Raw genomic sequence first — 12,567 nt, 5'->3', positions numbered from 1 at the left:
AGTTTTATGTCTTTCGACAGCTCAATGAATTCTGAATTTATTTTAATATCTTTCGATATTGAATTGACTGTGCCGAATAATTACCGAAATAACTATTCTGTTGGTCACTCAGTTTTCAATTGAGACTCTAATTTGTTTGCCTTACTTAGCGAACTAAGCTTGGCTGTTAGAACTCAATCTGTACGAGTGCCCACACAGATGATTGCTTTATATTGTTAAAGAACGTCTTGAGTCGCTTTAGCGTCTCAAGGGATGCGTATAATACATCCTTTATTTTTCGAGTCAATACTTTGTTTTAAACTTTCTTTCGACAATTTAAAACCGAAGTTTTATTTAACTCTCTGAGTAGTTCGTGTCTCGCTAGGCGTTGACGTTTCCCGTCTCAGTGGGGTCGCATTATAGGGAGATCCGAAAACAGATCAAGCATTTTTTACTGAAAAACTAAAAAAAAACGACGTTCGCTCAGTAACTGAGCTAAAGCGCCTAAAACTGATAGTTTTATAAACAATTACTGCTTTTGTGGCACTTAAATAAGCTCTGCTGTTACACTCTTAATTTAATATAACTGTTAGTTAAAGGTGCAGATATGACAATCCGTTCTTATAAAGGTGTTATCCCTTCATTTAATGCGTCTGTTTATATAGATGAATCATCGGTATTGGTTGGCGATATTACTTTGGGTGATGATAGCAGCGTGTGGCCGTTAGTTGCTGCCCGTGGTGATGTAAACTATATACGCATTGGTGAGCGTACTAATATACAAGATGGTAGCGTGCTGCATTTATCGCGAGCAACCAAAAGTAACCCCGAAGGTTATCCGCTTATAATTGGTGATGATGTAACGGTTGGGCACAAAGTTATGTTACATGGTTGTCAGTTAGGTAATCGTATATTGGTGGGAATGGGTGCAATTATTATGGACAATGCCATTGTTGAAGATAATGTGATTATTGGCGGGGGTTCATTGGTGCCACCAAATAAGCGTTTAGAGTCTGGTTACTTATATGTAGGCAGTCCAGTTAAGCAAGCTCGAGCGCTTACCGAGCAAGAGCTTACATTTTTAAAAGTATCTGCGGATAACTATGTACTGCTTAAAAATGAGTACTTAAGTGACGACGTTATATAAGCACTTAGCTAATTAAGCTGACTTCTATTTGGCCTGCCGAGTTGTAACTTTCATCTTCGATAAGTTGCTCGGCGCGCTCTTCGTAATCAAAACGATTTTTTTCAAAATAACTTGTTGCATGACTTTCATCGGTCAAACCTAAACTACTTACCGCAATAACACATTCCACCAGCATGCCATTTACTTGTGCAAAAAAGACTAATTGGTGCGCTGGCTCTCTAAATTCTAACCTATCTATAAATTGTATTGCTTGGTTCATGTAAGTGCTCCCTGTTTTAGTGCATTAACGACAGGTAGTATTGCAGGCATTTTATTACGCCATACATAATATGCCTGGGCAGCCTGACCAACTAGCATGCCGCTGCCATCCAACAATTTAGTCTTACTATTATACTGCGCTACCCAATTCATAAAAATGGTATTTTGCAGTGAATAAAACATGTCATACGCTACTTCACAGTTAGTAATATGTTTTTGATCAAGTGCTGGAAGCTCGTCATTCATACTGCTAGAGGTAGAGTTTATGATAAGCGCATAATCGTTTTCTGGTAGATTGTTAAAACCATAACCCGATACATTCCCATGTTGAGCAAACAACTTTGCTAAATTTTGTGCTTTTTCGGCGGTACGATTAACAATAACAACTTCCTGTGGCTGATGATCCAGCAAGGGTAAAACAACCCCCCTTGCAGCCCCGCCTGCGCCTATTATTAAAATACGTTTACCGGTAATACTGACATTATTAGCCAGCAGATCGCTTACAAAGCCGATGCCGTCGGTGTTATCGCCTAGTAACGTGCCGTCTGCTTGCTTTTTTAAGGTATTTACTGCACCGACAATTTTAGCTAATGGTGTGAGCTCATCTGCCATTGCAAAAGCCTGCTCTTTAAAGGGCATAGTTACATTAGCTCCCTTACCGCCTTGAGCAAAAAAATTCGATACTGTTTTTTCAAAGTTATCGATAGGTGCTAAGATTGCGCGATAGTCGATTTGCTCACCTAAAGAGATAGCAAATTGTTTATGTATCGCGGGGGATTTTGAATGTTTTATTGGATTTCCAAAAACCGCATATTTGTCCATTTTAAAGCAACCTCTTTGCAGTAGTAATACTGCCTATTAACGATGATAAATAATATGATTAAACGACTTTTTTCAAAATCTAAGCCCGCCACAATAGAGCAAACACCCACACCTGAAAAAACACCTTATGAAATACTAGGTGGAGAAGCAGGCGCACTTGCTATTGCAAATAGATTCTACGATATTATGGCTACAGATGAATACGCTAAACCATTATATGATATGCATCCTCTGCCATTAGATAGAATTCGCCAAGTGTTTTTTGAATTTTTATCTGGCTGGTTAGGCGGCCCAGACCTATTTGTAGCAAAACATGGCCATCCTATGCTGCGTAAACGCCATATGCCTTTTACCATTGATCAAGACTTGCGCGACCAATGGATGTACTGCATGAATAAAACATTAGACCTTGAAGTAGATAATCCATTACTACGAGAAGGCCTTAAGCAATCGTTTGGACAGCTAGCGAGCCATATGATTAACCAGCATTAACGCATAACGCTAAATACAAAAAAGGCGCTATGTAGCGCCTTTTATATTTACACGAGAAGCCTTAAAGCTGGCACTCTCTAGCAATTAAATCATTTGGTTGTGTACTCAACCATTGCTGAGGGCGTAAGTAATACTGGTATAACTTAGCCTCAGCACTCTCTGCGTCTGGAGTGTAGTTATACTCCCAACGCGCTAACGGTGGCATAGACATTAATATAGATTCGGTGCGACCACCCGTTTGCAAACCAAACAGAGTACCTCTATCCCAGACTAAATTAAACTCTACGTAGCGGCCACGACGATAAAGCTGGAAGTCGCGTTGCTGCGCTGTGTATTCATCTTTTTTACGACGCTCTATAATAGGTAAGTAAGCCTCTAAAAAGCCATTACCTACTGCTTGCGTAAAGGCAAAGCTTTGCTCAAAACCCAGTTCATTTAGGTCGTCAAAAAATAACCCACCTACACCGCGTGTTTCATCGCGATGCTTTAAATAAAAATATTCATCGCACCAGGTTTTGTACTTTGGATACAACTCATCGCCAAATGGTGCACATAAGTCATGTGCTACTTGATGCCAATGTACTACATCATCAAGTACAGGATAAAAAGGGGTTAAGTCAAAGCCACCACCAAACCACCATATTGGTTGTTCGCCTTCTTTTTCGGCAATAAAAAAACGCACATTGGCATGACTGGTTGGTATATGTGGATTTTTTGGATGAATAACCAATGACACACCGCAAGCATGAAAGCTTCGCCCTGCAAGTTCGGGTCTGTGTGCGGTTGCAGATGCGGGCATAGAGGCACCAAATACATGCGAGTAGTTAACACCGCCTTGCTCAATAATATTACCATTAGTGATAACGCGTGTACGTCCGCCGCCGCCTTCGCTACGCTGCCAGTTATCTTCTATAAACTTAGCTTTACCATCGGCTGCTTCAAGGCCTTGGCTAATAGTGTCTTGCAAAGCCATAAAGTAGGCTTTTACTTGCTCTAATAATTTACTTTGCATATTAACCTCTAAATACTTTGCCATTCATGGCATCTTTAATTGTACTTGGTTGCGTATTACCACCGAGTGGCTCATCAACATAATAACCTACCTGCTCAGTAAACTGGCTTTTAGCCTCGGCAATGCTTAATACTGTATTTTGACCGCTTAAATTAGCGCTAGTTGATACCAGTGGCTTACCAAACTCTTGGCATAAGCGCTTTACGGTTGGATGGTTAGTCACCCTAACTGCAATAGTGTCATACTGCCCAGTTAACCACTTTGGGGTGTTTTTAGCTGCGGGCATAACCCAAGTAATCGCATTTGGCCAACTTGAAAAAATGTCGGCACGTTTATCCATTGGGATTTTGGCATCATCTACATATTTTAATAACTGCCCGTAGTTATCGGCAATTAAAATAAGGCCTTTTTCGACCGGGCGCTGTTTAATAGCCAGTAGTCGCTCAACTGCTTGTTGATTATCTGGATCGCAACCTAAGCCATATACAGCTTCTGTAGGGTATAAAATCACTTCGCCTTGCGCTAAACATGTTATAGCAGCAGCTATAGTAGATTGATCTGACAAAATCGTCTCCAGGAGTTTTAAACGTTATTCAGTGGCTGCAAGTTTATGCATACAACTTTTTTGCGGGCATTGTAACACAGTGCTATTAGCCATTTTTCTCTCAATCAGCAGTGGCCAGTTACATTCTGGGCACGATTGCTCAACCGGTTTATTATTCAGCGTATATTTACAGCTTGGGTAGCAATCGCATGAATAAAATATTTTACCAAATTTATTACTACGTGAAACTAAACGGCCTTTTTTACATTTAGGGCAACTAGGTAATGGCTCTTCATTTTGCTTTGCCTCGTTTTCATTGGCAATGTAATGACACTCTGGATACCCTGTACAACCAATAAACATACCGTAGCGGCCATTTTTTACCACCAGCTGCTTACTACATTGTGGACATGCGGAATCTTCTAGCACTTTTATTTCACTGCTATCGTGATGCGCCAACGGGCGAATAAAATCGCACTTGGGGTAGCTGGCACAACCTAAAAATGGGCCTGATTTACTATTGCGGATCACTAACTCTGAACCACATTGTGGGCATATCTCATATTCTTTTTCTAGGGCGTGCTTATTCGCCGAGAAAAGCGAATGGTCGATTTTACTCATGGTGATCCTAAAGGTTGGTGAATTTTCGCCTAATATACCCAAAACACTTAAAGATACAATAGCTATACCCATTACATTAAATTAGCGGCCAATTATAGCGTAAAAAGTACGGTGCAATAATAAGGCAAAGATTATGGCATATACTTGCTATATAAATTACTTTTTCGAAAGTACTTAAGCAATTTAATTTACTCGTATGCTCATATTTTGTATTAAATAGGTATTAATAGGTATCTTGAATTTAGGTATTAGTGAAGTAAGTCGCCGGGCTGGTCAAATATAAGATCTTCCATTTGCTCACAAGCCACTTCTGCTCCGGGTATATTAAATAGCACCATTAACACCACCCACTTTAAATCGTCTAACCCTATAAAAGATTTATCTAGCGCTGCTAAGCGGTCCATTACCATTTCACGGGTAATACCATTAGTAACGCCAATGCGTTCAACAAACATTAAAAAATTACGGCACTGCACATCCAGCATTTTGCATTCGTGGTCGGTAAATATTCTCATTGTTTGTGGCGAGTCAGTGATTAAATATGGTGATGTGTCACTATGCTGTAATTCGGCTAGCTGCTCTAGCCAATCTAGTGCTTTAAATATTTCGGCTTGATTAAAACCAGCTCGTAATAATTCATCGGTCAATTCGTTAGGTTCAATGAAGAGCCCAGCGTCGCTGTGAATATAGTTTTCAAAAAGATACATAAGCACTTCAAACATATCACCACCTCGCATTTAGCTTAAGTACTTAGTTTAGGGTCTGTTAATCTTTCAAGGTTAAATTTGCAGCAGCCTGTTTGGTATTTAGGCAAGGCAGAGCCTATGTGGTGTGGTTATTCCCCATAAATTGGCGATAACGCAGCATTAATGCCAAACAGGCGCTACCCGAAGGGTTCTGCCTAGGGGCAATTAACTCTTTGTTGCTCGGTTTTTACTTAGCCCACTAGGTTACAAACCTCGCGCCGCGATTTAATTGCCTCCAGTTTGAACAAATATTAACCCGCAAAGCTCAACAGACCCTGATGTAACCATCTAAAACTCGCTCTATTTGATCATCTAGCTCCAAGTCCAGCAATCTGGCTTGCACTTTATCAATTGGCCACTGAGCACGGCGAACAATGTCATCAACACTGGTTACCTCAAAGCCAATACTATTTAACACCTCACACTGGGAGTCTTTATTGGTTTGGGTTGACTGCTCTGGAGTTAAAAAACCACTTTGATAAGCAAAGCTCACCTCATCAAGAATATCACTTACATTCTCCACGAGCTTAGCACCTTGCTTAATTAAAAAATGACTCGCTTGGGCAAGTGGGTTTTTAATCGATCCGGGAACAGCAAATACTTCTTTATTTTGCTCCAGCGCATAGCGTACGGTAATGAGCGAACCGCTTTTAATTTCAGCTTCAACAATAAGTACCCCCAGCGACAACCCCGATATAATACGATTACGACGCGGAAAATTATGCGCATTCGCGGCAGTACCAGGTAAAAACTCACTTACAAGCAAGCCCTGCTCTAATACTTGATTTGTAAGTAGCTTATGCTGCTTAGGGTAGTAAATATCAACACCGGTACCCAGCACGGCAATGGTTTTTCCGCTGCCAGCTAAGGCCCCTTTATGCGCAGCTCCGTCTATACCGCGGGCCATGCCTGAAGTAATAGTGATTCCAGCTAAGGTAAGTTGATATGCAAACTCAGCAGCTATTTCCAGCCCGGTGGGAGTGGCGTTACGGCTCCCAACTATGGCTATTTGTGGGCTAGTTAATAACGACACATCGCCTTTGCAAAAAAGCAATAAAGGCGCACTGGCTATTTGTTTTAAATCTTCGGGGTAAGCGGCATCAAAAATACTAATAACCGTTATATTATTGTGTAGGATTAACTGTTCATAATGCGTAATTTGCTGCCAATTAGTGTGCAACAAATTAGTAGCTTGATTAGCACTTAGTCCTAATTGCAGTAATTGCTGATGAGATAAGCCAAACAATGACTCAAGGGAATGGTTTTTAGATAGTGCTAAAAGGGTTTTAATACCCAACCCTTTACACATATAAAAGGCAAGCCAGTGGGCTAGCTTGCCAGATGACTGATCCATGCTCTCTCCTAGAGCACCGACTCGCTACTTAATGAATAACTGCAATATCTCCAACGCGAATTGGGTGCTGATTTTTAGTTATTAGCGCATAACTTACGTTGTCATACACCTTAAATACAATTAACTCACCTACTTTTTCTTTCGGCATTTTCCAAACCGTACTTCCATCATCGGGTTCAGCACCAAAAAACTCGTTAGCATTTGAAATTAACTTCTCAAAGCGACTTGAGTCCTCGGTGTAGCGAGGACCACGAGGACCATCTATAACGCTTGGTGATTGGCGTTCAATATCAAGTACATGACCCACTTCTACTTGCTGCTCTGATCCTAAGTTTAGCACCACTACATCCATAGTGCTAAATTCTCTAGAATCGCTTGGCGAAGCAATAACATAACCCAATACAGCCTGGGTAGGACGATGCATATTAAAATACGCTGGTAGCATTTGCCCTTCCATTGCTGGAAGTAAAAAGTCGCCTTGTTTTATTTCGCGCTTCACCGACTCAACTCTGACCGATGCAGGCTCACCATTAGCGGCATCACCTTTTCTAAAGGCGCGAGCCATACCAACATAAGCAGCACGATTAGCAAGTACCCTTCCAGTTTCTGGGTCTAAATATGGCTTACCTTTATGATAAATTGCATAAGCTTGGTGTAACTTTAAATCGCCTTTAACGTATAAAATATGCCCTAACGTTTGTGTTTTCGTGTTCTCGTTTGCCCCTAAAATATAAGGTTTAGCTTTTATATCGTCGCTATTTATAGCTTGCTCATAAGTTATATAAGGTCTGATCATTTCTAGTGGCAAGGTGGTAATTGCATTTTTGCCTTTAGGGGTAATTCGCCCCTGAGGAGACAGCTTTCGGTACGCTTTATTTATCACTAAACGTGGATTTCCCTGCGCATCGTAGATTAATGCTAAGGCATCGCCGGGATAAATAAGGTGAGGGTTATTAATTTGCGGGTTCAATTGCCACAACTCAGGCCATAGCCAAGGTTCGTTTAAATAAACCCCAGAAATATCCCAAAGTGTATCGCCTTTTTTCACAACATACTGTTTAGGTGCATCTTTTTTTATTTTTAGCACATCAGCATAAGTAGAAAATGCAGCACCTAATGCAACGATAATTGCAATTAATGGAGATTTCATTGGGCTTCCTTGTATTGTTTTTTCATTATTATTGACCAAAACCTGTTAAAGGGGAACGCGAATGGCTAAAATAAGAGCATACAATACCCTAAATTAAGCATAAGTGTAAAAGGTAACTATGGCTACGTTAGAAGTTTTAAGATTCCCAGATGAACGTTTACGTACAATAGCACAAGAAGTTGCACATGTTGACGACCAAGTCCGTGTGATTATAAAAGACATGCTAGAAACTATGTATGATGAAAATGGCATTGGTCTTGCTGCCACACAAGTTAATATTCATCAACGCATTGTAGTGATTGACGTATCAGAAGAGCGCAACGAACCACTGGTATTAATTAATCCACAAATCATTAAAAAAGACGGTACAACCGTAAGCGAAGAAGGCTGCCTTTCTGTGCCTAACTCTTACGCAAAAGTTGATCGCGCAGAAACGGTTACTGTTGCCGCGCTTAACGAGCAAGGCGAAGAATTTGTACTAGATGCAGATGAACTACTGGCTATTTGTATTCAACACGAACTAGATCACCTTCAAGGTAAGCTTTTCATTGATTACTTATCGCCATTAAAGCGCCAACGTATTCGTAAAAAGCTTGAAAAAGAAGCCAAATTTGCAGAATAGTAATAAGCACCGTAACAAGCACCTTAGGAAAACTCAGTGACTCAACCATTACGCATTATATTTGCCGGTACGCCGGACTTTGCCGCACGTCATTTACAAGCGCTGATACAAAGCGAACACCAAATAGTGGGTGTGTATAGCCAGCCAGACCGCCCGGCAGGTCGTGGTAAAAAATTAAAAGCCAGTGAAGTCAAAGAGCTCGCACTTGAGCACAACTTACCGGTTTTTCAGCCACAATCACTAAAAACAGAAGACGCCTTAAATGAGCTTACGAGCCTTAATGCCGACATCATGATTGTAGTGGCTTATGGCTTAATTTTACCTAAAGCCATTTTAGATGCGCCGCGATTAGGCTGTTTAAATGTGCATGGTTCTATTTTACCACGCTGGCGTGGTGCTGCCCCGATTCAACGTGCTATTTGGGCAGGTGATGAACAAACCGGCGTCACCATAATGCAAATGGATGAAGGGCTAGATACTGGCGACATGTTACATATAAGCCGCTGCCCTATTAGTGCCACCGAAACCAGTGCCAGTTTATATACTAAATTAGCTGATCTTGGCCCTGGTGCACTTATTGACACTATTAACAACTTAGCGAATGGTAAAATAACCCCTGAGCCACAAAATGATGCCGCGGCTAATTACGCTAAAAAGCTCTCAAAAGACGAAGCCAATATTGACTGGTCTATGAGCGCGGCGCAAATTGAGCGTAACATTCGCGCGTTTAATCCGTGGCCGGTATGCTTCACCCAAATGGGAGGGCAGCCAGTAAAAATTTATCAAGCACATGTTGTAGAGCAATCAAGCAACCAGCCTGATAATAACGGGCGCGTTCTGTCGAGCGACAAAAATGGCGTTATTGTAGGTTGTGGCGAACATGCTTTATGTATTACGCAATTACAACCGCAAGGTAAAAAACCAATGGCAATTAACGACTTTTTAAATGGTCGTAGTGACTGGGTTACTCCTGGCACAATATTAGGCGAAAATAATGAGTAATGTTCCAAACGTACGAGCGCTTGCCGCTGAAACTTTATATAACGTAGTTGATAAAGGCGCTTCGCTTAATCAAGAACTACCATTTGCCAGCCAAGGCTTGCCACCTAAAGATAAAGCCCTGCTACAACAAATTTGCTATGGCGTTTTACGCTATTTACCAAGCCTTGAAAACTACTGCCAACATTTAGTTGAGGAGCCGTTAAAAGGTAAGCGTAGAATATTTCAGTTTTTATTGTATGTGGGCATTTACCAACTACAACACATGCGTGTTCCACCACATGCGGCAATTTCAGAAACTGTAAATGCACTACAACAATTGCGTGCTTTGGGTTTAAAAGGACTTATTAACGCTATTCTACGTAGTTTTCAGCGCCAACAACTTGAGCTTGAAGAAAAAGCCAAACTTATTCCGGTGTGTTTATACAATCATCCAAACTGGTTTATCAAACAAGTTAAAGAAGCTTATCCTGATAGTTGGGAAGATCTGCTTGCAGAAAACCAACAGCAAGCGCCTATGTGGCTGCGTGTAAATCAAGCGCAATACAGCACGCAAGAATACAGCGATATGCTAACAGCTAACGATATTGAGCATACACTTAACCCTGATTTTATAGATGGGATAAAGTTAGCTAAACCACGAGATGTATTTTCATTACCCGAGTTTGATACCGGTGCTTGTTCTGTACAAGATGCTGCTGCACAGTTAGCTGCGCGCTTTTTAGAGCCTAAAGATGACGACACTATTTTAGATGCCTGCGCCGCGCCGGGTGGCAAAACCTGTCATATTTTAGAATTGGCCGATGCTGAGGTACTTGCCCTTGATAGCGATGCAACTCGCCTAGAGCGTGTTAAGCAAAACTTAACTCGTATAGGCTTAGGTGCCGACCTACAATGTGGTGATGCATCACAACCACACACTTGGTGGGATGAAAAACAGTTTGATCGTATTTTACTCGACGTACCTTGCTCGGCTACCGGTGTTATTCGCCGCCACCCCGATATAAAGTGGTTGCGTCGTGCATCAGACATTGCCGATTTAGCAGCATTACAAGGCGATATACTCGATAGTATTTGGCCGCTTCTAAAGCCAGGTGGCACCTTGGTATACGCTACTTGTTCAGTACTCCCTCAAGAAAACCAACAACAAGTTGCTAAGTTTTTAGCTAATAACAATGATGTTGAGCATATTCCTCTACATGATAAAGACACGCCCACCACACCTGGTTTACAGTTACTTCCTGGTGAAAGCGATGGCTTTTATTACGCTAAACTAGTTAAAAAAATATAACCTATACAGCACACAACAATTAGCTATCTATCTTATTTTAGATAGCTAATACTTCATAGCAATAGGTACTTATAACACTGGTAAATAATGAAAATAATCATACTCGGAGCTGGCCAAGTAGGCGGCACACTAGCTGAAAATTTAGTTGGTGAACAAAACGAAATAACGGTCGTTGATATTGACGGCAACCGCTTACGCGAGCTTCAAGATAAGTATGACCTACAAGGCGTTGCTGGTCACGGCGCTCACCCAGATGTACTTCGCAGAGCCGGTGCGGAAGACGCCGATATGATTATCGCGGTAACCAGTTCAGATGAAGTAAACATGGTTGCCTGCCAAGTTGCGTATAGTATTTTTAATACCCCGACTAAAATAGCCCGAATTCGTTCTGAGCAATATTTAAAGTATCGAGAAAAGCTGTTTCATAACGATGACTTGCCGGTCGATCACTATATTGCTCCTGAGGCATTAGTAACTAAGTACATTCGCCGCTTAATAGACTACCCAGGCGCATTGCAAGTGCTGCAGTTTGCCGATGGCATGCTCTCTTTGGTTGCTGTAAAAGCTTACTATGGCGGTTTATTAGTAGGTTATGCGCTATCTACGCTTAAACAGCATATTCCCAATGTGGAAACTCGTGTAGCCGCTATTTATCGCCAAGGAAAAGCGATAAAACCTCTAGGCACAACAATTATTGAAGCCGATGATGAAGTGTTTTTTATAGCAGCCACTAAACACATCCGCGCCGTTATGAACGAACTCCAAAGGTTAGAGCGTTCATATAAAAACATTATGATTGCTGGTGGCGGTAATATAGGCGCAGGCCTAGCGCGCTCACTGGAAAAAAATCACAGTGTAAAATTAATTGAGCGCAGCAAAGAGCGCGCCGAGCAACTCTCTGAAATGCTCGACAACACGATTGTTTTTTGCGGAGATGCGTCAGACCAAGAGCTATTGTCAGAAGAGCATATAGATCAGGTTGATGTGTTTATTGCTGTAACCAACGATGATGAAGTAAATATAATGTCGGCCATGCTAGCAAAACGTATGGGCGCACAAAAAACCATGGTACTTATTCAACGCAGTGCATACGTTGACTTAGTACAAGGCGGCGATATTGATATTGCAATTTCACCACAAGAAGCCACTATTTCGGCATTACTTACTCATGTTCGCCGCGGCGATATTGTTAACGTATATTCACTACGCAAAGGTGCAGCTGAAGCTATTGAAGCTGTTGCCCATGGTGATGAAAATACATCTAAAGTAGTTGGCCGAACTGTAAGGGATATAAAACTCCCAGCAGGTACTACTATTGGTGCTGTAGTACGTAACGACGACGTGCTTATTGCCCACGACGATACCATTATTATGTCGGGCGACCATGTCATCATGTTCTTAATTGATAAAAAGCACATTAATATTGTAGAAAAACTATTTCAGGTGAGCGCCATATTTTTATAGCAGTACATTGTGGGTATTTTAAACACAAAAAAGCAGCTTAGTTAAGCTGCTTTTTTAATATAGGGT

General features: G+C 41.3%; 14 protein-coding genes. 6 read left to right on the top strand and 8 right to left on the bottom strand.

Annotation, left to right across the window (positions count from 1 at the left end):
- The first annotated feature begins 586 nt into the window (after nt 1-586).
- Nucleotides 587-1,126 (top strand): gamma carbonic anhydrase family protein, encoded by a 540-nt coding sequence (locus I6F41_RS16115; RefSeq protein ID WP_011326765.1) that lies wholly within the window; start codon nt 587-589, stop codon nt 1,124-1,126.
- A gap of 4 nt (nt 1,127-1,130) precedes the next feature.
- Here I6F41_RS16115 and I6F41_RS16110 read toward each other — a convergent pair whose 3' ends face one another.
- Nucleotides 1,131-1,385 carry a DUF1488 domain-containing protein gene (locus I6F41_RS16110; protein ID WP_011326764.1) on the bottom strand — a complete coding sequence of 85 codons (255 nt, stop codon included), beginning with the start codon at nt 1,383-1,385 and terminating at the stop codon, nt 1,131-1,133.
- The gene (gene aroE, locus I6F41_RS16105) at nt 1,382-2,206 is read right to left on the bottom strand and encodes a shikimate dehydrogenase (protein WP_011326763.1); all 825 of its coding nucleotides are present in this window, start codon (nt 2,204-2,206) and stop codon (nt 1,382-1,384) included. The genes I6F41_RS16110 and aroE overlap by 4 nt, the downstream gene beginning before the upstream one ends.
- A gap of 54 nt (nt 2,207-2,260) precedes the next feature.
- On the opposite strand from aroE, the gene I6F41_RS16100 reads away from it, so the two are divergent.
- On the top strand, nt 2,261-2,698 hold the full coding sequence (locus I6F41_RS16100) for a group II truncated hemoglobin (RefSeq protein ID WP_011326762.1): 438 nt from the start codon (nt 2,261-2,263) through the stop codon (nt 2,696-2,698).
- Nucleotides 2,699-2,759: 61 nt separating this feature from the next.
- On the opposite strand, the gene hemF is transcribed toward I6F41_RS16100, so the two are convergent.
- The 6 genes from hemF to I6F41_RS16070 all read right to left on the bottom strand — a co-directional run bounded on the left by hemF (nt 2,760) and on the right by I6F41_RS16070 (nt 8,125).
- Nucleotides 2,760-3,710, bottom strand: coding sequence for an oxygen-dependent coproporphyrinogen oxidase (hemF, locus tag I6F41_RS16095; protein WP_179807574.1), 951 nt, complete (start codon nt 3,708-3,710; stop codon nt 2,760-2,762).
- A gap of 1 nt (nt 3,711) precedes the next feature.
- Nucleotides 3,712-4,275 carry an L-threonylcarbamoyladenylate synthase gene (locus tag I6F41_RS16090; RefSeq protein WP_179807559.1) on the bottom strand — a complete coding sequence of 188 codons (564 nt, stop codon included), beginning with the start codon at nt 4,273-4,275 and terminating at the stop codon, nt 3,712-3,714.
- Nucleotides 4,276-4,299: 24 nt separating this feature from the next.
- Nucleotides 4,300-4,875 carry a DNA topoisomerase family protein gene (locus tag I6F41_RS16085; protein ID WP_011326759.1) on the bottom strand — a complete coding sequence of 192 codons (576 nt, stop codon included), beginning with the start codon at nt 4,873-4,875 and terminating at the stop codon, nt 4,300-4,302.
- Nucleotides 4,876-5,123: 248 nt separating this feature from the next.
- Nucleotides 5,124-5,597 (bottom strand): DUF494 family protein, encoded by a 474-nt coding sequence (locus I6F41_RS16080; protein ID WP_182684421.1) that lies wholly within the window; start codon nt 5,595-5,597, stop codon nt 5,124-5,126.
- A gap of 289 nt (nt 5,598-5,886) precedes the next feature.
- Complete coding sequence (gene dprA / locus I6F41_RS16075) at nt 5,887-6,975, bottom strand: DNA-processing protein DprA (RefSeq protein WP_089367527.1); 1,089 nt, start codon at nt 6,973-6,975, stop codon at nt 5,887-5,889.
- A gap of 28 nt (nt 6,976-7,003) precedes the next feature.
- The gene (locus tag I6F41_RS16070; protein ID WP_011326756.1) at nt 7,004-8,125 is read right to left on the bottom strand and encodes a LysM peptidoglycan-binding domain-containing protein; all 1,122 of its coding nucleotides are present in this window, start codon (nt 8,123-8,125) and stop codon (nt 7,004-7,006) included.
- Between the two features lie 118 nt (nt 8,126-8,243).
- Between I6F41_RS16070 and def the strand changes: the two genes are divergently transcribed.
- The 4 genes from def (at nt 8,244) to trkA (ending at nt 12,501) form a co-directional block, all read left to right on the top strand.
- Nucleotides 8,244-8,747 (top strand): peptide deformylase, encoded by a 504-nt coding sequence (gene def, locus I6F41_RS16065; protein ID WP_011326755.1) that lies wholly within the window; start codon nt 8,244-8,246, stop codon nt 8,745-8,747.
- 36 nt (nt 8,748-8,783) lie between these two features.
- The gene (gene fmt / locus I6F41_RS16060; RefSeq protein WP_089367526.1) at nt 8,784-9,749 is read left to right on the top strand and encodes a methionyl-tRNA formyltransferase; all 966 of its coding nucleotides are present in this window, start codon (nt 8,784-8,786) and stop codon (nt 9,747-9,749) included.
- The gene (rsmB, locus tag I6F41_RS16055; protein WP_011326753.1) at nt 9,742-11,037 is read left to right on the top strand and encodes a 16S rRNA (cytosine(967)-C(5))-methyltransferase RsmB; all 1,296 of its coding nucleotides are present in this window, start codon (nt 9,742-9,744) and stop codon (nt 11,035-11,037) included. The genes fmt and rsmB overlap by 8 nt, the downstream gene beginning before the upstream one ends.
- Before the next feature lie 87 nt (nt 11,038-11,124).
- The gene (gene trkA / locus I6F41_RS16050) at nt 11,125-12,501 is read left to right on the top strand and encodes a Trk system potassium transporter TrkA (protein ID WP_011326752.1); all 1,377 of its coding nucleotides are present in this window, start codon (nt 11,125-11,127) and stop codon (nt 12,499-12,501) included.
- The last annotated feature ends 66 nt before the right edge of the window (nt 12,502-12,567 follow it).

It is taken from the genome of Pseudoalteromonas sp. SCQQ13 (genome assembly GCF_015864415.1).
GTDB classification, from domain to species: Bacteria; Pseudomonadota; Gammaproteobacteria; order Enterobacterales; family Alteromonadaceae; genus Pseudoalteromonas; species Pseudoalteromonas nigrifaciens.
Note: the sequence above shows the minus strand (reverse complement) of the source record. Positions and strands in the feature narration are given on the sequence as shown.